The sequence below is a fragment of the Sorangium sp. So ce406 genome (genome assembly GCF_051474675.1).
GTDB classification, from domain to species: Bacteria; Myxococcota_A; Polyangia; order Polyangiales; family Polyangiaceae; genus Sorangium; species Sorangium cellulosum_G.
On the sequence record NZ_CP150340.1, the window covers coordinates 1,567,083 to 1,592,020 of the forward strand.

The 24,938-nt window shown below is 73.1% G+C and carries 19 protein-coding genes; 12 read left to right on the forward strand and 7 right to left on the reverse strand.

Annotated features, from left to right (window positions below; genetic code table 11):
• From WME96_RS05730 to WME96_RS05750, 5 genes are all read left to right on the forward strand, one after another.
• Positions 1-1,212: a glycoside hydrolase family 88/105 protein gene (locus WME96_RS05730; protein ID WP_437289158.1), complete on the forward strand. Its 1,212-nt coding sequence runs from the start codon at positions 1-3 to the stop codon at positions 1,210-1,212.
• A 245-nt stretch (positions 1,213-1,457) separates the two neighbouring features.
• On the forward strand, positions 1,458-2,243 hold the full coding sequence (locus tag WME96_RS05735) for an ABC transporter ATP-binding protein (protein WP_437289159.1): 786 nt from the start codon (positions 1,458-1,460) through the stop codon (positions 2,241-2,243).
• Complete coding sequence (locus WME96_RS05740; RefSeq protein ID WP_437289160.1) at positions 2,240-3,364, forward strand: efflux RND transporter periplasmic adaptor subunit; 1,125 nt, start codon at positions 2,240-2,242, stop codon at positions 3,362-3,364. Before WME96_RS05735 ends, WME96_RS05740 begins: the two co-directional genes overlap by 4 nt.
• Positions 3,361-4,587 carry an ABC transporter permease gene (locus tag WME96_RS05745; protein WP_437289161.1) on the forward strand — a complete coding sequence of 409 codons (1,227 nt, stop codon included), beginning with the start codon at positions 3,361-3,363 and terminating at the stop codon, positions 4,585-4,587. The genes WME96_RS05740 and WME96_RS05745 overlap by 4 nt, the downstream gene beginning before the upstream one ends.
• A complete protein-coding gene (locus WME96_RS05750; protein ID WP_437289162.1) occupies positions 4,584-5,831 on the forward strand; it encodes an ABC transporter permease in 1,248 nt (415 codons plus the stop codon). Before WME96_RS05745 ends, WME96_RS05750 begins: the two co-directional genes overlap by 4 nt.
• A gap of 40 nt (positions 5,832-5,871) precedes the next feature.
• Here WME96_RS05750 and WME96_RS05755 read toward each other — a convergent pair whose 3' ends face one another.
• The 3 genes from WME96_RS05755 to WME96_RS05765 form a co-directional block, all read right to left on the reverse strand.
• Positions 5,872-7,158 (reverse strand): MFS transporter, encoded by a 1,287-nt coding sequence (locus tag WME96_RS05755; RefSeq protein WP_437289163.1) that lies wholly within the window; start codon positions 7,156-7,158, stop codon positions 5,872-5,874.
• Positions 7,159-7,403: 245 nt separating this feature from the next.
• Positions 7,404-7,799, reverse strand: coding sequence for a PAS domain-containing protein (locus tag WME96_RS05760; protein WP_437289164.1), 396 nt, complete (start codon positions 7,797-7,799; stop codon positions 7,404-7,406).
• A gap of 122 nt (positions 7,800-7,921) precedes the next feature.
• Entirely contained in the window at positions 7,922-8,392 is a 471-nt protein-coding gene (locus WME96_RS05765) for an N-acetyltransferase family protein (protein ID WP_433933933.1), read from the reverse strand.
• An 89-nt stretch (positions 8,393-8,481) separates the two neighbouring features.
• On the opposite strand from WME96_RS05765, the gene WME96_RS05770 reads away from it, so the two are divergent.
• Both WME96_RS05770 and WME96_RS05775 read left to right on the forward strand, forming a co-directional pair.
• Positions 8,482-9,165: a YqiA/YcfP family alpha/beta fold hydrolase gene (locus tag WME96_RS05770; RefSeq protein WP_437289165.1), complete on the forward strand. Its 684-nt coding sequence runs from the start codon at positions 8,482-8,484 to the stop codon at positions 9,163-9,165.
• 318 nt (positions 9,166-9,483) lie between these two features.
• On the forward strand, positions 9,484-10,215 hold the full coding sequence (locus WME96_RS05775) for an alpha/beta fold hydrolase (protein WP_437289166.1): 732 nt from the start codon (positions 9,484-9,486) through the stop codon (positions 10,213-10,215).
• A gap of 138 nt (positions 10,216-10,353) precedes the next feature.
• Here WME96_RS05775 and WME96_RS05780 read toward each other — a convergent pair whose 3' ends face one another.
• Positions 10,354-11,001, reverse strand: a complete 648-nt coding sequence (locus WME96_RS05780; protein ID WP_437289167.1) for a hypothetical protein — start codon at positions 10,999-11,001, stop codon at positions 10,354-10,356.
• A 197-nt stretch (positions 11,002-11,198) separates the two neighbouring features.
• Here WME96_RS05780 and WME96_RS05785 point away from each other — a divergent pair, with 197 nt between their 5' ends.
• The 3 genes from WME96_RS05785 to WME96_RS05795 are packed head-to-tail and all read left to right on the forward strand — an operon-like array spanning position 11,199 to position 15,773.
• Positions 11,199-12,695, forward strand: a complete 1,497-nt coding sequence (locus WME96_RS05785; protein ID WP_437289168.1) for a protein kinase domain-containing protein — start codon at positions 11,199-11,201, stop codon at positions 12,693-12,695.
• A 55-nt stretch (positions 12,696-12,750) separates the two neighbouring features.
• Positions 12,751-13,908, forward strand: a complete 1,158-nt coding sequence (locus WME96_RS05790) for a PEGA domain-containing protein (RefSeq protein WP_437289169.1) — start codon at positions 12,751-12,753, stop codon at positions 13,906-13,908.
• On the forward strand, positions 13,905-15,773 hold the full coding sequence (locus WME96_RS05795; protein ID WP_437289170.1) for a hypothetical protein: 1,869 nt from the start codon (positions 13,905-13,907) through the stop codon (positions 15,771-15,773). The genes WME96_RS05790 and WME96_RS05795 overlap by 4 nt, the downstream gene beginning before the upstream one ends.
• Here the strand turns inward: WME96_RS05795 and WME96_RS05800 are convergent.
• From WME96_RS05800 to WME96_RS05810, 3 genes are all read right to left on the reverse strand, one after another.
• Complete coding sequence (locus tag WME96_RS05800) at positions 15,724-18,216, reverse strand: kelch repeat-containing protein (RefSeq protein WP_437289171.1); 2,493 nt, start codon at positions 18,214-18,216, stop codon at positions 15,724-15,726. The two genes, WME96_RS05795 and WME96_RS05800, sit on opposite strands and share 50 nt — an antisense overlap.
• Before the next feature lie 211 nt (positions 18,217-18,427).
• Complete coding sequence (locus WME96_RS05805; protein ID WP_437289172.1) at positions 18,428-19,810, reverse strand: DUF1552 domain-containing protein; 1,383 nt, start codon at positions 19,808-19,810, stop codon at positions 18,428-18,430.
• Entirely contained in the window at positions 19,810-21,516 is a 1,707-nt protein-coding gene (locus WME96_RS05810) for a DUF1592 domain-containing protein (RefSeq protein ID WP_437289173.1), read from the reverse strand. The genes WME96_RS05805 and WME96_RS05810 overlap by 1 nt, the downstream gene beginning before the upstream one ends.
• 322 nt (positions 21,517-21,838) lie before the next feature.
• Between WME96_RS05810 and WME96_RS05815 the strand changes: the two genes are divergently transcribed.
• Both WME96_RS05815 and WME96_RS05820 read left to right on the forward strand, forming a co-directional pair.
• Positions 21,839-22,720 (forward strand): hypothetical protein, encoded by an 882-nt coding sequence (locus WME96_RS05815; protein ID WP_437289174.1) that lies wholly within the window; start codon positions 21,839-21,841, stop codon positions 22,718-22,720.
• Entirely contained in the window at positions 22,710-24,734 is a 2,025-nt protein-coding gene (locus WME96_RS05820) for a nucleotide-binding protein (RefSeq protein WP_437289175.1), read from the forward strand. The genes WME96_RS05815 and WME96_RS05820 overlap by 11 nt, the downstream gene beginning before the upstream one ends.
• The last annotated feature ends 204 nt before the right edge of the window (positions 24,735-24,938 follow it).

Consider the following 24,938-nt stretch of genomic DNA (forward strand, 5'->3'; position numbering starts at 1 on the left):
ATGCGGATCGCAGCCCCTCATGCCCCGCCCGCGCTGTCGTCGCGCCTCCGCGCGCTGCTCGTCGTCGCGGCCGCCGCGAGCGCCTTCGCGGCGGTGGGCTGCTCGGGCGACCCGGCCGGCTCCGGGGCGTGCACCCCGACCCCGCCGTCCGCGGGCGACGCGTTCGCGCTCGAGCGCGCCCCCGGCTCCGAGAGCGTCGCGCTGGCGCGCGCCGTCGCCGACCGCTGGATCGCCGAGCACCCCGCCGAGTCGCTCCCGTGGGACTGGGGCGAGGGCACGGTCATGCTGGCGCTTGTCGACCTCTACCGGGTCACGCAGCACGCCCCCTACCGCGACTACTACCGGCGCTACATCGACCATCACCTCGAGTACGGCTACGAGATCACGATCAGCGACCGCTGCCCGCCCGCCGTCGCCGCGCTCGCGCTCCACGAGGAGACGTGCGCGGCGCCCTACGGCGCGATCGTCGACGACGCGCTCCGCTACCTCGACGAGGAGGCGCGCCGGACCGAGCAGGGCGGCATCAGCCACCTCGGCGTGTCGCCGCTGTTCGAGCCCACGCTCTGGGTCGACTCGCTGTTCATGTTCGGCAACGTGCTCATCCGCGCCGGCGAGCGCTCCGGCGACGCGCGGCCGCTCGACGAATTCTCGAATCAATTCCAGATTTTCGCCTCGCTCCTCCAGGACGAGCCGGGGCTGTTCCGGCACGCGTACAACTGGGCGGCGCCCCAGGACCCGGACGTGTACTGGGCGCGCGGCAACGCCTGGGTCACGGCGGCCGGCTACGAGTACCTGCGCGTGCGCGCGGCGCGCGGCGAGCGCGACGAGGCGGTGGCCGGGGCGCTCGACCGGCAGGTCGCGGCGGTGCTCGACGCGCAGGACCCGGACACCGGCCTGTGGTGGACGATCATGAACCGCCCCGGCGAGATCTACCTGGAGACGAGCGCGACGGCCCTGTTCGCCGCCGGGCTCGCGCGCGGCATGCGCCACGGCTTCCTCGACGCCTCGGTGCGCCCCGCGATCGACAGCGCCCTGGCCGGCGTGCGCTCGCGCATCGTAACGGATGGGTCGGGCCGCCCCGTCGTCAACGGCATCTCCGGGCCCACGTCGGTCGGCAAGCTCGAGGACTACGCGGCGGTCGAGCTCGGCGACGACATCTCGTACGGCGTCGGGGCCGTCATCCTGGCGCTCGTCGAGACGTCGGGCCTGTAACGCCGCGCCTCGTCACCCGGCGCGCCGCGCCTCGTCCGATCCCCCGGTCGCGGCGCCCGTGCGCTGCGGTTGCTTCGTTGCCGCGCTTCGCTTACGCCTCGGCTCGTCCGCCGGCTGCCGCGGTGCGCTGTCGGCGCGGCATCAACGACCCGCCCCGAACGTTCAGGTGCGCGTCGCGCGAACCGGGATCATGCGTACGCTGGCCGCCGTCGCGGGCAGCGCGACGGCCACCGCCCCAGAACCCCATGGCTCCACTCGTGAAGCTCGAGGCGATCACCAAGACCTACTGGATGGGCGAGGTGGAGGTGCAGGCGCTCCGCGGGGTTTCCCTGGAGCTCTCCCGGGGTGAGATGGTCGCCATCATGGGCGCCTCGGGGTCGGGCAAGTCGACGACCCTCAACGTCATCGGCACGCTCGACAGGCCCACCGGCGGCCGGTACCTCCTCGACGACGAGCCGGTCGAGGAGCTCGACGAGGTCGAGCTCGCGCGGCTCCGCAACCGGAAGATCGGGTTCGTCTTCCAGTCGTTCAACCTGCTGCCGCGCGACAGCGCCCTCGCCAACGTCGAGCTGCCCATGGTCTACGCCGGCGTCCGCCCGTCCGAGCGGCGGGAGCGGGCCGCGCGCGCCCTCGCCCGCGTCGGGCTCGACGACCGCGCGCACCACCTCCCGAACCAGCTCTCCGGCGGCCAGCAGCAGCGCGTCGCCATCGCCCGCGCCATCGTCAACGAGCCGCCGCTCCTCCTCGCGGACGAGCCGACCGGCGCGCTCGACTCCGCCACCACCCGGCAGGTCATGGAGCTCTTCTGCGCCCTGCACGCGCAGGGGATGACGGTCATCGTCGTCACCCACGACCCGTCCATCGCCGCCTACGCCACCCGCGTCATCACCTTCCGCGACGGCGCCATCGTCGAGGACACCGGCCCCCGCGGCCGGCGCGCCGAGGTGCCGGCGCCGCCGCCTGACACCGCGACGCCGTCGGGCCCGCCGCCGCCGCCCGGCCCACCGGCGCCGTCCGGAGGTGCCTCGTGAGCGCCCGGCCGCGGCGGCGGCGGCTCTGGGCGTGGCTCGTCGGCGCCCTGGCGCTCGCCGGGGTGGGCGCCGGCGCTGTCGCGCTGACCCGCGGCGGCCCCCCGCCCATCGACCCCGCGCTCGTCGTGAGCGCCAGGCGCGGCGACCTCGCCGTCGAGATCCTCGAGACAGGGCGCATCGAGGCCCGCGAGAAGGTCGAGCTGAAGTCCAAGGTCGCCGGCCAGGTCGCCGAGGTGCTCGCCGACGAGGGCGCCCGGGTCGCGAAGGACCAGCTCCTGCTCGTGCTCGACCCGACCGACTACGAGCGCGAGGTCGCCCGCGCCGAGGCCGAGCTCGCCCAGGCCAGGGCCGCCGCGGGCTACGCCCAGCGCGTCGTCACGCGGCGGTCCGCCGGCGTCGAGGCCAGCGTCATCCCGTCGGAGGAGCTCGACCTCGCGAAGCACGAGCTCGCCGCGAAGCAGATCGCCGTCCGGCTCGCCGAGGTCTCCCTGAACGCCGCGAAGGACCGGCTCCGGTACACGAAGATCTCCTCGCCCCTCGACGGCACCGTGATCCAGCGCAACATCGAGCCCGGCGAGGTCGTGACCCCGGGCGTCGAGTCGACCTTCGACGGCAAGGCGCTGCTCACCGTGGCCGACCTCTCGACGCTCATCGTGAAGGTCGACCTCAACCAGATCGACGTCGCCAAGGTCGCGCTCGGCCAGCCGGCGACGCTGACGCTCGACGCCCTGCCCGGCAAGACGTACACGGCCAAGGTCACCAAGATCGCGCCCGCCTCGGTGAAGCTCGAGGACCGCCAGGTCGACGTCTTCCCCGTCGAGGCCGAGCTCCTCCAGGTCGACGAGCTCATCAAGCCCGGCATGACCGCCGACGTGCGCATCCGGCTCGACAGCCGGCCGGGCGTCGTCTCCCTGCCGATCGAGGCCGTCAGCGACGAGAGCGGCAAGCAGACGGTCACGCGCGTCGTCGACGGGCCCGACGGCAAGCAGACCACCGAGAAGGTCGAGGTCGCGCTCGGCGCGCGCAACGACCGCGAGGTCGAGGTGAAGAGCGGCGTCGAGGAGGGGGCCCGCGTGCTCATCAACCCGCCCTCGGCGGCCGAGAACGAGACCAAGATGTGAGGTGGGCCGTCTACCTCGCGATCGCCGCGAAGGCGCTCACGGCGCACAAGCTGCGGTCGCTGCTCACCGTCCTCAGCATCACCCTCGGCGCCTTCGCCATCGTGCTCATGACCTCGCTCGCCGAGGGCGGCCTGCTCACGCTGAGCCGCGGCATCGAGGACCTCGGCGGGGCGCGGCTCATCCTCATCGTCCCGAAGGTGCCGGAGCGCGCCGAGCGCAAGAAGTCGATGTACGTCACCGGCTTCACCCGCAGGGACCGCGACCGGCTCGCGCTCGGCGTCCCGCACGTCGCCGAGCACACCATGTACGCCATGCTCGGCTCGCGCGACGTGACCTCCGACGAGGGCAAGGAGGACCGCACCGACCTCGTCGCCGCCGACAGCAGCTTCCTCCACGCCTTCCGGATGCGCGTCGGCCGCGGCCGCGCGTTCACCGACGACGAGGACCGGCGCCGCGCCCGGGTCTGCGTCGCCGGCCCCAAGCTCGCGTCGCGGCTCTGGCGCGGCGACCCGATCGGCCGCTGGGTCACGGTCGGCTCCCTGCGCTGCCGCGTCATCGGCGTGCTGGCCGAGAGCGATCGCCTGGGCGTCAACTTCGGCTTCAACTGGGTCGATCTCCTCGTCACGCCGCTCGACACCGCCGCCGACGTCGAGCCGACCGTGAGCACCTCGGCGGTCGTCGTCATCAAGACCGACGACCCCCGCAACAACGACCCGGTGAAGCGCATCCTCAACGCGCTCCTGGTCGAGCGCCACCACGGCGTCGACGACTTCACCCTCCTCGATTTCAGCAGCATCATGCGGCAGTTCGAGTCCATGTTCGCGATCATGAAGGCGATCGTCGGCCTCATCGCGGGCGTCGCGCTGCTCATCGGCGGCGTCGGCGTGATGAACATGATGCTCGTCAGCGTGTCCGAGCGCGTGCGCGAGATCGGCATCCGCAAGGCGCTCGGCGCGGCGCCGCGCGACATCAGCGCGCAGTTCCTGTGCGAGGCGGCGCTGCTCTCCGGCTTCGGCGGCCTGCTGGGCGTCCTCGGCGGCGGGCTCACGGCCGAGCTCGCCTCGGCGGTCATCCGCCGCTTCACCCCGAGCTGGGTCGGCGCGGTCTCGATCTCGGCCGTCGTCGCGGCGCTCGTCGTCTCCTCCGGCGTGGGGGTCGTCTTCGGGTGGCTGCCGGCGCGGCGCGCGGGCCGGCTCGACCCGGTGGCGGCGATGCGGCGATGAGGCTCGGCGATCTCCTCCACTCGGCGCGCGCCGTCGTGGCCGACCGCACCCGCGCCGCGCTCACGCTGCTCGGCATCATCATCGGCACCAGCTCGATCGTGCTCCTCGCCTCGCTCCTCGCGGGCGGCGAGGAGGCGCTCCTCCGGGCGAGCCAGCAGGCCGTCGAGGCCGATCTCATCCAGATCCACCCCGCCGAGGTGAGCATCCAGGACCGGCGCCGCACCCGGCGCGACCTCTCGCGGGCGGACGCGCGCGCGCTCGACGCGTCGCGCGCCCTCGGCGGCGCCTCGTCCATGAGCGAGTCGCTGCGCTCGACCGAGGCCCGCGCCGGCGACAAGAAGAAGCGGATCTCGCTGGTGAGCGCCGCGCCCGCGGCCCCCTCGCTCTACGACCTCGAGCTCGCGGCGGGCCGGTTCCTCACGGAGGACGATCTCGCGGATCGCCGGCGCGTGTGCGTCGTCGGCCACGAGGTCTGGGCCGACCTCTTCGGCGGCCCTCCCTCGCGCGCCGTCGGCGGCGAGGCCCTCCACATGACGGCCGACGGGCACGTCTGGACCGTCGTCGGCGTGCTGAAGGACCGGCCCATCCTCGGCTCCACGGACAGCACCGACATCTGGAACCGCAAGGTCCTCGTCCCCGAGACCACCTACGATGCGCTGTTCTCGCCGTCGCACAAGACCGACCGCATCTACGTGCGGCAGGATCCGGTCGTCTCGGTGCGCGCGCCGCTCGCCGCGCTCCGCGGCATCATCGACGCGACGCTCCAGCGACGCCACCACGGGGTCAAGAACTTCAAGATCGAGGACAAGGACAGCCACGGCCAGGAGCAGCTCGTCCTCGACATCATCAAGATGCTGCTGCTCAGCACCGGCGTCGTCGCGCTGATCGTCGGGGGCATCAACATCATGAACATCATGCTGGTGACCGTGACCGAGCGGACGCGGGAGATCGGCATTCGCCGCGCTGTCGGCGCCTCGCCCCGCGCGATCCTGCTCCAGTTCCTGTTCGAGGCGGCGGCCGTCTCGCTGCTCGGCGGCGTGCTCGGCGTGCTCGCCGGCGTGGGCCTCTCCTGGCTCGCCGGCGCGCTGCTCGCGAAGCTGGTCGGCCGCTGGGCCTTCCAGGTCGAGGTCTGGTCGATCGTCCTCGGCCTCGGCCTCTCGGCCACGATCGGCGTCGTGTTCGGCTTCTACCCGGCCTGGCGCGCCGCGCGGCTCGACCCGATCGAGGCGCTCCGCACGGAGTAGCGCCGGTCCTGCGGAGGGAGCGGGGGCGCCCGTCGGCCGCTCACGTCGCGGCGGCGGCCTCCGGCGTCGCGGGCCTGTCCACGGTCTCGTCGACGTCGCGCTTCGCGTGCGGGAAGCGGTCCATGCGGCTGAGCACGGGGAAGCCGAGGGCCCACAGCGCCGCGACGACGAGGGTGGCGCTGCCGCCGAGGAAGATGGCGGGGAGCAGGCCGAGCCAGCGGGCGCTGAGCCCGGACTCGAACTCGCCGAGCTCGTTGGACGCGCCGATGAACACGGCGTTGACCGCGCTCACGCGCCCTCGGATGGAGTCCGGCGTCTCGAACTGCACGAGGATGTGGCGGATATAGACGCTCACCATGTCGCCGGCGCCGATGAGGGCGAGGGCGAGGAGCGCGACGGGGACGCTCCGGGTCTGCCCGAGGCCGATGGTGGCGAGCCCGAACACCGCGACGCCGCCGAACATCCAGCGGCCCACGTGCCGCGTGATCGGCCGGAAGGCGAGCACCGCCGCGGTGAGCGCGGCGCCCACGGCCGGCGCCGTGCGGAGCATGCCGAGTCCGGTCGGGCCGGCGTGGAGCACGTCGCGCGCGTACGCGGGCAGGAGCGCGACCGCGCCGCCGAACAGCACGGCGAACAGGTCGAGCGAGATCGCGCCGAGCACCGCGGGCCTCGACCACACGAAGCGCAGCCCCTCCAGCACCGTGCTCCACGACGACGGCTCGGAGCGCCGCTCCTGCCGGGTCGTGCGCGTGAGCCCCATGAGCACGAGGGAGGCGAGGAGCAGCGCCGCGACGACCGCGTAAACGACGGTCGTCCCGGCGAGGTAGAGGAGCCCGCCCAGCGTCGGCCCGACGATGACGGCGACGTGGAAGCTCGACGAGCTGATCGCGACCGCCTTGCCGAAGCTGTCCGTCGGCACGAGGTTCATGAGGATCGCCTGCTGCGCCGGCATCATGAAGGCGCGCGCGCTCCCGAACAGCACGAGCACCGCGAACACGGGCCACACGACGCGCAGCCCCGACAGCGTGAACGCGAGCAGCAGCGCGGAGCAGAGCAGCTCGGCGGCGAGGCCGACCGAGATGATGTGGCGCCGGTCGAACCGGTCCGCCACCTGGCCGGCGAAGAGGATGAGGGCAAAGAAGGGCGCGAACTGGGCGAGCCCGATGAGGCCGAGGTCGAACACGTCGCCGGTGAGCGCGTAGACCTGCCAGCCGATCGCGACGCTCTGCACCTGGACCGCGATCGCGGAGAGCAGCCTGGCCGCGAGGTAGAACGCGAAGCTCCGGTGGCGCAGCACGCCGAGCCCGGTGAGGTTGTTGGAGGACATCTGGAGGCCTGGGGCGACGGTTCACGCAACCGTCGTGCCACGACCCGCGGAGCGCGGGGCCGCGCTGGCGGCGCTGGACGCGCGTTCCGCGCGTTCGTGGAGGAGCACCGGCGGACCGCGCGCGGGGGGAGGCACGGCCGGCGGTCGCTGCTGCTGCAGCAGCACCCCGTGCTGCTCCGCTGCGCCGCCACGAGCAGGGCCGAGGGGAGGGGTTGGCCTGCTGGCGGCTCAACCCATCTGTCGCCTCACCCGCGGATGATCACCCAGACCGTGTCGTCTTGCTGGAGCGCGGCCGGCTTGTAGAACAGCGAGACGTCCACGTGCCTTGTCTTGTGAGGGAAGTGAAACACGAAGCCGAAGGTGGCGTTGAGCTCGCGTTGCTCGACCCCGACAAGGAAGCGACCGTAGAACTTCTTCACCCGGCTACAGGGCGCGATGTCGGTGAAGAAATTCTTTCCGACGACGTCCTGTCGATTCCGGCGCGCGTGTCGCTCCTCGTACAGGTTGTAGGAGAGCACCGTGCCTTCCCGGTTCAGCCGGATGATCCCGAAGGGCTGCGCGTCGAGGCCGCTCTCGTCGAGGTTGAAGACGCCGATATCGAACTCGAACTCGCTGGTCCTGCACTGCTCCTGCGCATCCATCAGAAACCCTCCGACCGCGCCTGCCCGACGGCTGTTCGCCATCGTAGGGGGCGTCCGCCGGCGCTCCTATCCGGCGTGACCGCATCGTGCTGTCGGGGGATGGGACCTCGCGAGCGAGCTCTTCAGCCCTGCGCGAGCCGGGCGAGCGCCTCGCCGGTGAGGCGGTGGACGGTCCACTCGTCCATCGGCTTCGCGCCGAGGCTCCGGTAGAAGCCGATGGCGGGCTCGTTCCAGTCGAGCACGGACCACTCGAACCGCCCGCAGCCGCGCTCCACCGCGAGCTTCGCCAGGTGCACGAGGAGGGCCTTGCCGTGGCCTGCTCCGCGGTGCTCGGGCAGCACGAAGAGGTCTTCGAGGTAGATCCCGGGCTTGCCGAGGAAGGTGGAGAAGCTCTGGAAGAAGAGCGCGAAGCCCACCGCGGTCCCCTCCGCCTCGGCGAGGACGACCTCGGCGGCCGGCCTCGGACCGAAGAGGTTCGCCTCGAGCTCTCTCTCGTCGAAGACGGCCTCGTGCGCGAGCCGCTCGTACTCGGCGAGCATCCGGATGAGGCGGGCGATGGTCGGGATGTCGGCGGCGGTGGCGGGGCGTATCATGGGGTTTCCTGGCGCTTCATACCTCGCCGCCCTCCCCGAGCGGAAGGCGCGTACGCGGGGGCGGGATCGTCCTAGGCTCCCGTAACCGCATGACGACGACCACGCCCTCCGCCGCCGGCCCGCGCTGGCTCTACCTGCACGGCTTCGCGTCGGGCCCGAGCTCGACCAAGGGCGTCCAGATCGCCGCGCACCTCGAGCGGCGCGGCGTCGCCGTCGAGCGGCTTGACCTGCGCGTGCCCTCGTTCGAGCGCCTGCGCCTGAGCGCGATGATCGACGCCGTGAAGCGGGCGATCGGCGGCGAGCGCGACCGCGCCGTGCTGATGGGATCGAGCCTCGGGGGGCTCACCGCGTCCCGCGTCGCCGCGGAGGACGCGCGCGTGTGCGCGCTCGTGCTGCTCGCGCCGGCGTTCCGGATCATGGAGCGATGGCGGCAGCGGCTCGGCGAGGAGGGCTTCCGGGCGTGGGAGGAGCGGGGCTGGCTCGAGGTCGACGACCACGCAGAGAAGCGCCGATCCCGGGTGGATTTCGGCTTCGCCGTCGACGCAGCCGAGGTGGATGATCGCTCGGGGGGCTGGCCCGACGTGCGGGTGCCCACGCTCATCGTCCACGGCGTGCACGACGAGGTCGTGGACATCGCGCTGTCGCGCGAGTTCGCGGCGGGGAAGCGGCATGTCCGGCTCGTCGAGGTGGACGACGGCCACGAGCTCGTGGCCTCGATTCCGTGCATCCTCCGCGAAGCGGACGACTTCCTGCGCCCCCTCCTCGGGGGCTGACATGCGCGCGCAGCGCGGCTCACCTCCCGGCGCCCGCCGTGACGGCCACGCCGACAGACGCTGAACCGCTGTTCAGCGCAGCGCGTCTCCCCTGGCCTCGTTGCGCTGCGCCGGGCTGGACCGGCTGTCCCCTCAACAGCCGAGTCGCATTCTAGGCGTGGAGGGCCAAGCTATCAAGTCAAAACGTTTCCGCTTACAGCTCGTTCGCATCCGGCCGCGGGTTTTCCGCGGCTCGATCGATCGGAGGAGCGAATGACGATGGAGACAGCGTCGGTTCATCAGCACACCGCGCGCACCGCGTCTATCAACGGCATCGAGATGGCTTACGAGCTTGGCGGCGAAGGGCCGCCGCTCGTGTTGCTCCACGGCTTCACCGGGGCGAGCGGCGACTGGGCTCACGCGTTCGACCTCGCGGCGCTCGCGCGTGATCACACGGTCATCGCCCCCGACCTGCGCGGACACGGCCGGTCGACCAACCCGGCCGGCTCCCTGACCATTCGCCAGTGCGCCCTCGACGTCTTCGCCCTCCTCGATTCGCTGGGCGTGAAGACCTTCCGGGCCGTGGGTCTCAGCTTCGGCGCCAAGTGCCTCTTGCACCTCGCCACGCAGCAGCCGGATCGCGTCGAGTCGATGGTCCTCGTGTCCGCGACGCCGTACTTCCCCGAGCAGGCCAGGGCGATCATGCGCCACGTGACCGACGAGGGCCGGTCGGCCGAAGAATGGGAGGAGATGAGGCGCCGCCACAAGCTCGGCGACGCGCAGATCCGGGCGCTGTGGCGGCAGCCGCGGCTCTTCGCGGCGAGCCACGACGACATGAGCTTCACGCCCCCCCACCTGTCGACCATCACGGCGCGGACCATGATCGTGCACGGCGATCGCGATCCCCTCTATCCGGCCGAGATCGCGCTCGAGATGCACCGCGCCATCCCGCGGTCCTGCCTCTGGCTCCTGCCGGACAGCGGGCACGCCCCCATCTTCGGCGCATGGAAGGAGCCGTTCGCCCGCGCGGCGCTCGCGTTCCTGCGCGGCGAGCAGGGAGAGCAGCGGTGATCCGGGAGTGACGCGTCAGGCTCGATCGAGGCGGATCGGAGCTCCTCGATCCCGGTGATGCTCACCCGAGCGAGCGAGTCGTCCATCGCCTCTCCGCGACCGCGGGCGGCTCGCCCGGCGGCGGACGGCGGGCGCCCATCACTCGGCGCAGCGGGTCGCCACGTAGCGGCCGTTCGGGTCCTCGTCGAGGAGCAGGGAGCCCACGTCGGAGAGCTCGAAGGTGACCGAGGTCGCGTCGATCGCCGTGATGGTGAGCCTGCCGAACCCCGTGCCGCCGCCGCCGGTGGTCGCCCCCGCGGTGCTGCAATCCGCGCGAAACGACGTCCCGTAGACCGAGAGATCGCCGCTCGCCGTGTCCACCTCGCCCACGACGAACATCGACTCGGGCATGCGGAGCTCCAGTTCCCACCAGTCGCTGCAGGTCGAGTGCGGGGGGTTCGCGTCGGGATCGCTGCAGGACAGGGCCAGGCTGGAGATACGGAAGGTCACGGTCGAGTCGCCGAAGACGATCGCGTTCGCCCCCGGCGTGGCGCCGCCGGAGGTCGTGGGCGCAGGGCCGGCCGACGTCGTGGGCGCAGGTCCGGCCGACGTCGTGGTCGCAGGGTCGGCCGACGTCGGGGGCCAGGGTCCGACCGAGGTTGTCGTCGCGTCAGGGCCGCTCGTGCTGCCCGCGCCGCCGGCGCCGTCCCCGCCGCCGTCCATGATCACCGCGGCGCCGCACGCGGCCTGGACGAGCAGCGCGAGCGCGCCTGCCGCCGTCGAGGTGTGTCGAGGGGAGAACATCATGGCGGCAGTGTACCGCCCGCCCGCGTCGGTTGTGTGCGGTGCGAGCGCCCGCCCGCGTCGTGACCGGCCCCGGCGCGGCGCTCCACGCGCCGCGGGGGCCGCCTCTGGACCGGGCGGCGCGCGGGTGTGCTACCATCGACCACCGCAGGCGCGGGTGAAGGCCGCCCGCAGGCCGGCGCGCGCAGCGCGGAGCACGGATGAACGCACCCGTCGTCGAAGGAGATGTGATCGCGGGCAAGTACCGGGTCGATCGCGTCCTGGGCCGGGGCGGCATGGGGATGGTGGTCGCGGCCAGCCACCTGTTTCTCCCGCATCGCGTCGCGATCAAGCTCCTCATCTGCGACGACAGCCCGGCGCTGATGCAGCGGTTCCTGCGCGAGGCGCGCGCGGCGGCGCGCCTCAAGGGCGAGCACGTCGTGCGGGTGCTCGACGTCGGCGAGCTCGGGTCGGGCGTCCCGTACATCGTGATGGAGTACCTGGAGGGCGACGATCTCGCCGAGGTGCTCCGCGCCCGCGGCCCGCTCGGCGTCACGGAGGCGGCCGACTACGTCCTTCAGGCCTGCGTGGCCATGGCCGAGGCGCACGCCGCCGGCATCGTGCACCGCGATCTCAAGCCCGCGAACCTGTTCCTCACGGCGGCGCCCGGCGGGGCGAAGCTCATCAAGGTGCTCGATTTCGGGATCTCGAAGGAGCTGCCGGGCAGCGAGGGCGGCGCCGCCGCGCTGACGCAGACGCGGGAGATGCTCGGCTCGCCCGTGTACATGCCGCCGGAGCAGATGCGGTCGTCGCGCTCGGTCGACGCGCGCTCGGACATCTGGGCGCTCGGGGCGATCCTGTACCGGTTGCTCGTCGGCAGGCCGCCGTTCGAGGCGCCGGCGCTCGCCGAGCTCATCCTCCTGGTCGCGAGCGCGGAGCCGGTCCCGCCCAGCGCGCTCAGGAGCGACATCCCGCGGGAGTTCGAGCGGGTGATCCTCCACTGCTTGCAGAAGGATCCGGCGCAGCGGCCGCAGACCGTGGCCGACCTGGCGCTCGCGCTCGTGCCCTTCGCGTCGGCGGGCGGGCAGGAGCGCGCGGAGCGCGCTGCGCGGATCCTCGCGGCGCCGCCGGAGCCGTCCCAGCCCGGCGCCGCCGCGTCGACATCGGGGCCCGGGGCGGACAGCAACCGGAGCGACACGCCCGGTCCGATGGCGAGCCTCCTGCCCACGACGCGCGTGATCGCGCGCACGCCCGCGCAGCCGGCGCCGCGCCGGACGACCGTCCGGGTGGCGCTCGGCGCGGCCGCGATGGCCTCGTCCGCGCTCGCGATCTGGGCGGCGGTCGCGCTGCGCGACGGCGCGCGCGCGCCGGAAGACCGCTCGGCGCTGCAGGCGGCCGGGGTCGCCCCGCCGGGGCCGGTCCCGCAGGACAGCGCGGCCTCGCGGCGCGCGGGGCAGCAGGCGACAGGGGGCGAGGCGCACCTGCCCATCGCGCCGGAGCCGCAGCCCACGGTCCAGGCGGTCGCGCCGCTGCCGTCGGTCTCTCCGGACCTCGCGCCCACCGGCGCGGCGGCGCGACCCGCGCCGGCGCCAGCACCCCAGCTGCGCCGGCGCGCGCCCGCGAGCTCGAGCGCGCCGAGCGCGGCGCCGGCGCCGGCGCCCGAGAAGGCGCCGCCGCCGCCCGAAGGCTCGAATCCCTTCGAGCTCCCGCTCAAATGAGATAGGGATCACCGGTCTCCGACCGATGGCACCTTTCTCACCGGACGAAGCATCCATGCGTTCACGTAGGCTGGCGACGCGGCTCGCGTCCGCGGTCGCCCTCTCGGCGCTGGCGCCGGCCGCCGGCGCGGCTGCGCAGCCGGCCGCGTCTGGGCCGGCCCAGGCCTCGCCGGCGGCTCCTGCACCGGCCCAGGCCTCGCCGGCGGCTCCTGCGCCGGCCCAGGCCTCGCCGGCGGCTCCTGCGCCGGCCCAGGCCTCGCCGGCGGCTCCTGCGCCGGCCCAGGCCTCGCCGGCGGCTCCTGCGCCGGCCCAGGCCTCGCCGGCGGTCGAGGCGCCTCCGGCGCCGCTCGCCGATACGCTGACCGGGAAGGCGAAGGGCGATTACGAGCTCGGCAAGAGGCTCTTTGGCAATGGCGACTTCGGCAACGCGTTCATCAAGTTCCAGCATGCCTACGAGAGCTCGAAGGACGTGCGTCTCCTCTGGAACATGGTCGTCTGCACCTCCAGGATGCACCGGTACCGCCAGGTCCTCACGCTCGTGGAGAAGCTGAAGCAGGAGGACCGCGGCGTCCTGCTCCCGGACGACTGGGCGAGGATCGCCGACCTCGAGCGGAGCGCCAGGAGCGCTGTCGGCAGCCTGGAGTTCGCGGTGAGCGAGCGCGATGCGGCGGTGACGATCGACGGCGAGCTGATCGGGAAGACGCCGCTCTCGGGCAAGGTGACCGTCGATTCCGGGACCAGGCGCATCCGTGTCGTCAAGCCCGGCTTCAAGGAGCACGTCCGCGTGGAGCGGGTGAGCCCTGGAGACGAGCTGCGCCTCGATGTCCGTCTGGAGCCGCACGTCCACGCCGGAAGGCTGTCTGTGCTCGCGTCGCCGGGCGACCGGATCGCGCTCGACGGCAAGCCCGTGGGCCAGGGGCGGTGGGACGGCGCCGTGCCGAGCGGCCGCCACGTGCTGCGGGTGACGGCGCCGGGGATGGTGCCGTACGAGTCGGAGATCGTGATCCAGGACGAGGCGCTGAGCAGCGTGCGCGTCGCCCTGACGCCGGTCGAGCGGACCGGCGGCGTGCCGGTGTGGGCGTGGCTCACCGGCGCCACGCTGCTCGTCGCGGCGGCCGTGGCGGGCGGCCTCCTGATCAAGCCCGAGGCGGCGCCGCCGATCGAGGGCACCCTCGGCGACACGCGTCCGACCGCGTTCGGAGGCCGCTGGTGAGGCGTTGCTCCTGGTCGTCCATCGGGTCGACGGCGGCGCTCGCGGTCGCCTCGGCGGGGTGCACGGCGCCGCCCACGGGGGAGCTCATGGTGGCCATCCAGACGGACATGGCCGTGCCCAAGGACATCGATCACATCGAGATGGAGGTCCTGTCCGACGGCAACCCCGTCCTCCTCGATGATCGCAAGGAGCTCGGCCGGGACCGCTTCCAGCTCCCCGGGACACGGGGGTTCACCGTCTCCAAGGACCCGAGCCGGGAGATCCGCATTCGCGTGCGCGCGCTGCTGGGCGACCGGATCCGCGTGGAGCACACGGTGCTCACGACCGTCCCCGAGGACCGCGTGGCGACGCTCTGGGTGCCGCTGCATTTCCTGTGCGGCGTGGACGCGGAAGAGGGCGAGGCGCCCGAGCCCGACCCTGCGGGCGCATGTCCGGACGACCCCGCGTGCGCCGCCGCGGCGTGCGGGGAGCGCCGCGTGGACTCGGCGAGCCTGCCCGACTACGCGGAGCAGGACGTCCTGCACCACGATTGCTTCCACGCGGCGACGTGCTTCGAGGGCGCATCTCCGGTGGAGGACGGCGACCTCGATCCGGAGGACTGCACGATCGCGGCGCGCGACGGCGTGAACATCGCTATCGCGACCGAGGGAGACGGCGCCTGCGGCGCTGCGGGGTGCTTCGTGCCGCTCGACGCGGAGAGCGAGTTCGGCTGGCGCACGCGCGACGACGGGCGGATCGCGCTCCCGAAGGCGCTCTGCTCGCCCGGGCGGCTGGCCCGGCTCGGCGTGGTCGTCTCACCGGTGAGGCCGCTGTGCCCCCCGAAGCAGATCGCCCAGCCGCTCTGCGCGGCGGAAGAGGGCCGGCCGGTCGTCCTGGCCGCGCGGCAGCGGAGCCCGATCGCCCTGGCGGTGAGCGAGGACGGCGTGTTCTGGACCGAGCAAGGCACGTTCCGCGATGAACGCCAGGGGCCGGTGCCCAACGTCGACGGCGCCGTGAAGCGGGTCGCACGCGAAGGCGGCCCGCCGGAGACGATCGCGTCGAAGCAGGCCGTGCCACGCCACCTCGCGCTCGGCGGCAACGACGAGGTCTTCTGGACGAACCGTGGTGTCGTCGGCGCGGCCGCGACGGCGCTGATGCGGTGGATCCCTCGCGGCGGCAGCGCCAAGCCCTGGCTGAACGTGGAGCAGCTGGGCCATTCGGGCAGCCTGGAGGCGCTCGCGATGAACGGTAAGAGCCTGTTCTGGACGCAGCTCCCCGACGGCGGTGCGCTCGGGCGCGTGGGCTTCGCGATGCTGGACACGCGGGACGAGCCGACGCCCGGGACGCTCGCCGATGCCCACCGCGCCAACCGGTTGGCCGCGGCAAACGACGTCGTTTGCTGGACCGATCTCGGCCAGGACGGCGCCGCGAACGGCTCGGTCCAGTGCAAGACAGGCTCATCCGAGGTCGTGATCGTGGGCGCCGGGGAACGGACGCCGTACGGGATCGCGCTCGACGCGGAGAACCCGGCCGAGGTGTTCTGGGTGAACTTCGAGGGCGAGGTCGTGCGGGCCTCGCTGGACGGCGCCAGGCGCGACGTGATCTTCCAGGGCGCGCGCGGGCCGTACGGCATCGCGCTCGACGAACGCCGGGTTTACTGGACCAACCGGCTGGAGCGCACGGTGAACGTGCTGCCCCGCGACGCCCCGCCCGGCAGCGCGTGCCGCCCTGGCGCGTGCACGCTGGCCACGGGGCAGCTGGACCCGGGGGCGATCGCGGTCCACGGCGACGCGATCTACTGGATCAACGAGGGGTCGCCGGTCGTGGGGTCGCCGGTCAAGGCCGACGGCGCCGTCGTGAGGCTCGCCAAGCCGCCGCCGCCATGAGCAGCGCGGCGGCCGCGTTGCCGGCTGGCGCCGGCGCGCCGGCCGCCCTGCAGCCGCAGCCTCCGTCGTCGTCCGTCGTGGGGCCTGAGCCCCCGCCGGAACCGGGGCCTGAGCTTCCGCCGGAACCCCCGCCGCCCGCGTGCTCCGCGGGGCCCGTGGGCTCCCCGGCGCCCGCGCCGCCCTGCGACGACGACGATGCCTCCGGCCTGTGAATGCAGGCTCCGGCGATGCACACCCCGCCGTCCTCGCACGGCACGTTGTCCGCCTTGCTCGGCCACACGCAGCGGCTGGTCTCCGGATCGCAGGTGCCTTCCTCGTGGCAGGCGTCCGTCGCGGGGCAGGTGATCGCCTCGCCGGCGCAGGTCCCTGCTCCGCAGACGTCTTCCGTGGTGCACGGATCGCCGTCGTCGCAGGTCGCGCCGTCGTCGTCCGTCGCGACACAGCTCCCCCCGACGCAGGCGTGGCGCGTGCACGGCGTGTCGTCGCCGCAGGTCGCCATGTCGTCGTTGGTGCCGGCGCAGGTGCCCGCGTCGCAGGCGTCGCCGCTCGTGCAGTCGTTGCCGTCGTCGCAGTCATTTCCGGTGAGGAGCGAGCACGCGCCGTCGGCGCTCGCGCCGGCCTTCACCGAGCACGCGTCGCAGGCGCCTCCATCACAGGCGGTGTCGCAACAGACGTCGTCGACGCAGAACCCGCTCTGGCACTCGCACCGGTCCTCGCACGGCTCGCCAGGCCGGCCCAGGGTGAACCGGTCCACGGCGTTGGACTCCTCGCCAACGTACTCTCCTCCCGTGATCAGCACCGACCCGTCCTGATCGAGGTACGTCGCCTCGTGGAACCCGCGGGCCGCGCTGAGCGGCTCGATCGTGAACCATCGGTCGTCGTCCGGGTCGTAGAGCTCTGCGTCCGCCGTGGCCGAGCTGCTGTTGAGCCGCCCGCCGGCGACGAGCACGCAGCCGTTCGGAAGCAGCGTCGCCGAGTGCGCGTGCCGCTTCCCGTGCGTCGGCATCGGCGCGCCGAGCGAGAAGCTGTTCGTCGATGGATCGTAGATCTCCGTCAGAGAGGAATACCCGAGCACGAGGACGCGCCCGTCCGGGAGCAGCGTCGCCGTGTGCATGTACCGCTCGGCTCCCTCCATCGTCGACGGACCCGCGGTCCACGTGTCAGTCGCCGGATCGTACAGCTCGGTTGTCCTCAGCCCTGCGCCGCCGCGATAGCCGCCCACGACGAGGACCTTCCCCGTCTGGAGCAGCGTGGCGGTGTGCAGCGCTCGCGGCTCGAGGAGGGACGCCACCTCCTCGATCGCGCCAGTGCTCGGGTCGTAGCGGAAGACGTTGTCGTAGATCGCGACGCTGTCGAGATCGGCCGTGCCGCCGACGATCAGCACATCTCCTGACTCTCTCCCGAGCCTGGTCGCGGTGTGGCGGTGGAGAGGGGCGGGCCGCGCCGCATTCAGCGGGTGATCCAGGGGGATCGTGCCCTCGACCTCCCAGCTCATGGTGCGCGCGTCGTACACCTCGTACGTGGAGTCCGCCCCGTCTCTGTCCCCGCCGATCATGAGGACGCGGTCGCCGTCGAGCGCGATCGCCGCATGGTCGGTGCGCGCCCGCTCCATGGGGCCTGGCGTGGGAGCGGTGGACCACGCGTTCTCCGCGGGATCGTAGAGCTCGGTGCTGTCGAGGAGGACGCCGTAAGGGTTGACCCCTCCCGTGACGAGCACGCGCGTCCCCAGCAGCGCCGCCGCGTGGTGGCTACGGCGGGTCGCCATGGTGGGCGGCAGCGGCGACTGCCAGGCCGGGTCGACGAGCACCTGCTCGCCCTCCGCGTCGACGAACAGCTCGATCTGCCCCCCGCGCGCCGCGAGTCGCAAGCCGACCTCGCGCCCGCCGGCCGCGTACGCCGCCGGCGCCGTCACCCGGAGCCGCACCGCCCCCGACGCGTCGGCGATCTCGATCGCCCCGTCCCGCTCCGCCAGCGCGCCGCCCTCGACCTCCCATGCCGCCACGGGGGCCCCGCGCTGCACCGCCGCCGCCTCGAGCAGCAGCCACTCCTCGACGCCCGCCGGCGTCGCGCTCCAGAACGAAGACCCGCCCGCGCGCCGGTAAGCCACCGCGCGATCCGCGAGCATCGCCTCGCCTTCGGCCCCCACCTCGCGGACGCGGAGCGTCGCGCCGCCGTCGAGCGCGAAGACGATCGCGTCGCTCCCCTCGCTCGGCAGCCGCGCCGCGACGCCGCCGCGGCCCGCGGCGGCTCGCTCGAGCCCACCGCCGCTCCGCACGAACCCCGGGCCGAGGCTCAGGACAGCAGCGGCATGATCTGGAAAGGCACTGCGCAGCGCCTCGTCCGGCGGCCGATCCGACGCCGCGCATCCGGCGAGCAGTTGCAGCGAGGCGAGGAGCGCGGAGGCGGCGAACAGGGAATGTAGGTTACGGTGCGGGGCTATCATGGCGGATGGGCAAACATCGTATGCGAGCCCACTCGCCGCCGCCTAGAGCCACGCCCGAAATCCGCGCGATCGCCCCTGAAGCGCGGATTTCACCGTTCCACGGTGGCCACCGGATCGACGCCGGCGGCCCGACGGAGCCCCGGGCGGCCCCACCGCATCCGCCCCGTCGGCTCACCGCGCGCGCCTCATGGCGCGCCCCCGATCCGCCTCGTCAGCTCGTCAGCCCCGTGAGCGGCCCGGTGCAGTAGTTCGGGTCGCCGAACGACGCGGCGTCGACGCCCATCGCCTGGAGCAGCGAGACGAGCAGGTCGTTATGTCCGACTTGCTTTGGCTGCGAGACGAAGCGGCCCGTCTTGAAATGGCCGCCGCCGCTCCCGGCGAGCACGTAGGGGATGTTCTGGCGCAGGTGATTGCCGTCGGCGTGCTCGTTCGTCCAGAAGATCACCGTGTTGTCGAAGACCGAGCCGTTCCCCTCCGGCATGCTCTTCAGCTTCGCGATCAGGTAGGCGAGCTGCTCGGCGTAGAAGCGGCTGATCTTCATGAGCCGCTGCCGGTTCGCCGGGTCGGCGTAGCCGTTGTGCGCCATCGGGTGGTGGCCCTCGGTGATGTCGGGGCCGAGGAAGCTCAGCACCTTGGTCGTCGCCGAGTTCGTGAACTGGAGGCTCGCGACCCGCGTCAGATCGCACGCGAGCGCCATCGCCATGAGATCGAGCTGGAGCCGCGTGATCTCGGGCATGTTCGCGACCTTGTCGGGGTCGACGTCCGGCGTCAGCGCCGGCTCCGCGCACGCCGCGGAGGTCGGGGCCACGCCGCGGTCGAGGCGCGACGCGATGTCCTCTACCGACGCGAGGTGCCCCGCGAGCTTCTCCTGATCCGCGGCGCCGAGCCGCCGCTGCAGCCGCTTGTAGTCGGCGGCCACCTTGTCGAGCACCGCCCGGCGCTGCTCCGTCTTCCGCGTCGTCGCCTCCGGCGCGACGGAGAAGTCCGAGAAGAGCCGGTCGAACGCGGCGTACGGGCTGTTCTCCGGCGGCAGCGGCTGCGCCGGGCCGCGGTACGAGATGCGCGCGCCCACGTTCGCCCCGTAGACGAGCACGCCGAGCTCCAGCGAGAGGAACTTCGTCCTCGTGCCGATGTGGTTCGCGATCTCCTGGTCGACCGAGATGCCGTCGGCCCAGCCGCACGACAGCCCGGCGTCGCCGGGGAAGTCGCCCTCCTGCATCGCGCGCGCGGTCAGGCACTGCCCCGTGCCCTTCTGGTGCGCGTCGCCCGGCCCCACCAGCGCCGAGAGCGCGCTCACGTTGCCGAGGACGAGGAGGTCCTCGTTGTGGTCCTTGAGCGGCGCGAGGATCGGCGACAGCTCCTCGCCGTTCTGGAACTGCGTCGACGACGGCCAGAAGTCCGGCGGGACGGTGCCGTTCGGCGTGTAGAGGACGACGAAGCGCTTCGGGAACTCGGCCCCGAGCGAGGCGCGCCCCGTCTCCTCCGACGGGGCGAACCGTTTCGAGCAGCCCATCACCTCGAGGAACGGCAGCGCGAGCGCCGCGCCGCCGAGGCCCCGGAGCGCGGCGCGGCGGCTGAGTCGGAACGGCTTCATCACGGCTCTCCTTCTGCGGCGCCGCCCTCGGCGCCCGGTGCGACGATCACGCGGCGGTAGCGGAACGCGTCGGTCTGGGTGAGCGCGACCAGCAGCGCCTTGATGTTGTACCCCGACGCCTCGAACGCCTGCGTCGCCTGCGACAGGCTGCAGGCGTCCTCGCCCTGCTCGGCGCGGCCGTGGCCGAAGCGGAACCACTGCTTCACCACGCACGCCCGCACCTGCTCGCTCTCCGCGAGCCGGTGCGCGAGCTCGACCGCCCCGTCGAACGGGCCGTCGACGTCGGTCTGCGTCAGCTCGCCGCTCGCGTCGACCGGGATGCCGTTCTCGGCGTCCCGCCAGCGGCCGAGCGCGTCGTAGTGCTCGAAGCCGAACCCGATCGGATCGAGCAGCGCGTGGCAGCTCCTGCAGCCCGGATCCGAGACGTGCTGCGAGAACTGCTCGCGCGTCGTCTTCGTCGGGTCGACCATGGGCGGCTCCGGCACCACGTCCGGCGGCGGCGGCGGGATCTGGCAGAGCAGGCTCTGGCGCACCCACCGGCCGCGGTGCACCGGCGACGACCGGTTCGGCTTCGCGTAGAGCGACAGCAGCCCGGCGTGCGTCACGAAGCCGGCGCGCTGCGACGGATCGAGCGCGACCCGCTCGAACGCCTCGCCCCGCGGCCCGCCCTCGACGCCGTAGAACTCGGCGAGCTCCCGGTTCATCATCGAGTAAGGCGCCGTGAACAGCGCGGTCACGCTCGCGTCCTCCTCGAAGATCGCGTGGTCCAGGAACGCCTCGGTCTCGGCCTGGAACAGCGACAAGAGCTCGTCCCGGTACTCGGGGTAGAGCTCCGGATCCTTCCCGCCCGCGGCGACCTCGTCGATCTTCGCGAGCCCGAGCCACTGGCGGTGGAAGTTCTTCACGGCCTCGCGCGCCCGCGGGTCCTCCAGCATGCGCCGCGCCTGCGCCTCGATCTCCGCGGCGGTGCCGAGCGCGCCCCGCTCGGCGGCGGTGAAGAGCGCGTCGTCGGGCATCGTGCCCCAGAGCAGGTACGAGAGCCGCGAGGCGACCTCGTACGACGTGAGCGGCACGACGTCGCCCTCGACCGGATCGGGCATGCCGAGCTCGACGCGGTACAGGAAGTGCGGCGACTGGAGCATCGCCTGGACGACGAGCGAGAGCCCGGTCGACGCGTCGTCGGGCGCGTCACCGAGCGCGATCCCGCGCTGGAAGAGCGCCACGAAGTCGTCGACCTCGTCCTCGGCGAGCGGCCGGCGGAACGCCCGCTTGCCCAGCGAGGCGACGAGCGCCGCGATCTCCCCGCGGCAGGCGGCGCCCCCCGGGGCCTCGCGGCACGCGGGCGCCTCGCCGAGCAGCTTGCCGGCCGCGCGCTCCGCGATGCCCTCGGCCGCGGTCATGTACTGCTCGGCGAGCAGCGGGCTCACCACGAGCGCCGCCGCCTGGTTGTTGAAGCCGAGCGACTCCTCTTCCGGCACGAAGCCCCGCGCGGGGCGGCTGTCGTCGCCGAGCAGATCGGCGATCGTGTTGTCGTACTCCACGCGCGTCATCCGTCGGAGCGGCGACTCGCCGGGCTCGATCGCGGTGCACAGCGGGGCCGTGGCCTCGCCGTCTCCGTCGTGCGCGGGCAGATCGCCGAACTGACCTGAGCAGGACGCGAGGAGGAGCAGGCCGATGGGCCAGCGGAGAGCTCGTGGTTCAGCCATGATGCCTCGTCGGCGAGCGCGCGCTGGGGCCGAGCGCGGGCGGTTCACCCGCGTCATGCAGCGCGCGGCGCGTGGAGCGCGCCCCCTCGCCATCATGCAGCGAGCGTATTGCAATCCGCTGCTCCGGGATAGGCGCCTCGGGGGAAAAGACGTCGAAAAGATGTCGAATCGAGTGGGAGCTCGGGGCCGATGGGTTCATCCCGTATGCCCGGGTCTTACCGCCGACTCCGGACTCCGTCCCTCCAAAGCGGCGCTCGACCGCGGACGCAAAGAGCGCTTATGCTCGCGCCCAATGCAAAGGCGAACGCTCGCCTGTCCTGTCTTGCGCGCTGGTGCTCTGCGCGCCGCGCGCCGCGCGCGGCGTCGCTCGGCGGCCGCGCTGGCCGTCGCTGCGCTCGCGGTCCCGGCGCCCGCGCTCGCCCAGAGCGCCGCCGCGCCCCTCGATGAACACTCGGAGCGGAAGGAGGGCGACGGTCGTCCGCCGTCCGTCGGCACCGAGCTCTTCAGCGCGGGTGTCGATCTCGAGATCGCCGGTCGCACGCTGTCGTATAGCGATCTGCTCTCCGAGAACCTACGCACCTACAGCGTGCTCGGCGCGTTCATGCCCTCTGTCCACGGCGAGCTGTACCCGCTCGCGCGCAGCGCGCTCCCGGTGCTGCGCGATCTCGGCGTCGCGCTCTCGTACGCCCGTGCCGTCGGCCTCGACTCGACGGGCGCCGGAGGAGCGAGCCTGTCGACGTCCTGGAGCCGGCTGCACGCCGGCCTCAAGGGCCGATTCCGTCCAGTGGGGCAGCGCGGCCCGGTCCTGTCCGCGACCGGCGGACTCTGCTGGATCGACTTCGATGTGGAGTCGGCGGACGACCCGTCGCGCGACGCCGCCTCGGTCTCTTACGTCACGTTGCGCCTCGGCCTCGACGGACGCGTGCCCGTCGGTCCTGTCGCGCTCGAGGCGGGGGCGGGCTACCAGGCGCCGCTCTCGACGGGCGCGCTCGCGTCGTATTTCCGCGCGCCGAGCGCCGGCGGCGTCGACCTCCGCCTCGCTGTCGCGGTCCCGTTCGCGCCGGGGCTCGAGGCGCGCGCCGGCGCGTCCTACACGCGCTTCTTCTACGATTTCGACTCCGAGCCTGGCGACCCGTACGTCGCGGGCGGGGCGCTCGACCAGCTCTTCGGTGTTCACCTGGGGGTCGCTTATCATGGGTACTGACGTTCGCGAGCGGCGCCCGGCGCGCGCCGCGCTCCGGCTCCGCCGCGGCCTCTGGACGGCGGCCGCGCTCGCGGCGCCGGCGCTGCCGCTGCTGCTCGCGGCCTGTCCGGGGACGATCGAGGACAAGGAGCGGTTCAGGTCGCGCGACGGCGGCCCGGAGGACGTCGCGTGCGCCGACGTGCCCACGGTGTTCGCCGAGCGGTGCGGGGGCGCGAGCTGCCACGGGCCGGGCGAGCCCGCGGCCGCCCTCGACCTCGTCACGCTCGGCGTGGACGCCCGCGTCGCCGGCCGCCCGGCCCAGAGCTGCGCCGGGGTGCTCGCCGACCCCGATCGACCCGAGGAGAGCGTGCTCTACGTGAAGCTCACGGAGGCGCCGTCGTGCGGCGCGCGCATGCCGCTCGGCGCGGCGCCGTACTCGCCCGCCGAGCTCGCGTGCGTGGCCGCCTGGATCGCGGAGCTCACGCCGGTCGCGTGCAGCGGCCCCGACTGCGCCTGCCCCGGCTGCGTGTGCGCGCCGGGCGCGCAGGAGGCGTGTTACACGGGCCCGGACGGGACGCGCGGCGTCGGGCGCTGCGCGGCCGGCGCGCGCACCTGCAACGCGGAGGGCACGTCCTGGGGCCCCTGCGCCGGGGAGGTCCTGCCCGCCTTCGACGCGTGCGACACGCCCGACGACGAGGACTGCGACGGCGTCATGCCCGCCTGCGAGGACGTGTGGAGCCGCGGCTTCGGCGACCCGAACGGCCAGTATGCCCGGTCCGTCGCGTTCGACGCCGACGGCAACGTGCTCGTCGCCGGCCAGATCGAGGGCACGGTCGACTTCGGCGGGGGCCCGCTCGTCGCGACGGGCTCGGGCGCCGACGCGTTCGTGGCGAAGTTCGACAGGTTCGGCACGCACCTCTGGAGCAAGCGGTTCCCGGGCGAGGGCAACCAGTTCGCGATGGCGATCGAGGCCGACCCGAGCGGCGACGTCGTCGTGGCGGGGCGCGCCTTCGGCAGCGTCGACTTCGGCGGCGGCGAGCTCGCGTCGCGCGGGAGCGACGACGTGTTCGTCGCCAGGCTCGACCGTGACGGCGAGCACCTCTGGAGCAGGATCATCGGCGGGACCGGCGCGGATCGCTGCGACCGCATCGCCATCGGCCCGTCGGGCGACGTCCTCGTGGCCGGCGGCTTCCACGGCGACGTCGACTTCGGCGCCGGCGCGCTCGAGAGCGCCGGCATGCGCGACGCCTTCGTCGTCGGGCTCGACCCCGACGACGGCCGCACGCGCTTCGCCGTGCGCGCCGGCGGCCCGGGCGACGACTACGCCCACGCGATCGCGGCGGACGCGACCGGCGATATCGTCGTCGCGGGCCATTTCTCCGGCGCCATCGACCTCGGCGTCGGGCAGCTCGAGAGCGCGGGGCTCTCCGACGTCTTCCTCGCCAGGCTCGGCCCTTCCGGCGACGCCATCTGGAGCGCGCGGTTCGGCGGCGTCGAGGCCGACGAGGCCCACGACGTCGCGGTGCACCAGGCCACGGGCGACGTGGTGCTCACGGGCACGTTCGCGTCGACCATCGACCTCGGCGGCGGACCGCTCGAGAGCGCCGGCGGGCGGGACCTCTTCGTCGCCAGGCTCTCCGGCGCCGGAGAGCACCTCCTCGGCCGGCGCTTCGGCGACGAGGAGGATCAGCTCCTCACCGACTTCGAGACCGGCGCGCGCGCGAGCGCCGCCGTGGACGAGGCCGGCAACATCCTGCTCGCGGGGCCGCTCTTCGGCTCGGCCGACTTCGGCGGCGGCGCGCTGACGAGCCGCGGCAAGACCGACGTGTACCTGGTCAAGCTCGGCCCCTCGGGCGACCACCTGTTCAGCTCGCTCTTCGGCGACGCCCAGACGCAGGTCGGCCTCGACGTCGCGGCAGGCTCAGGCGCGAGCGTGCTGCTCGCCGGCCGCTTCTACGGCAGCATCAGCTTCGGCCAGGGGCAGCTCTCGGGCGCGGGGCAGGGCGACGCCTTCGTCGCGAAACTTTCTCTGTAGCGCCCCATTGTAAATTTGGCGCTTTGTTGTACAAAAGCGTTGTCCACGGAATCGGCGCAACGGCAGAGCCCGTCCTCCTTGTGCCAATATGCCTCGCGTGAGGCAGCGTGGCCTTCGCTTGCTGTCCATATCGCCTCGATTGCTCCCCTTCTCGCTGGGTTTCCAGCTTCTCCGCGGTGGCACGCTCTCTGCTCGGTGAGGTGC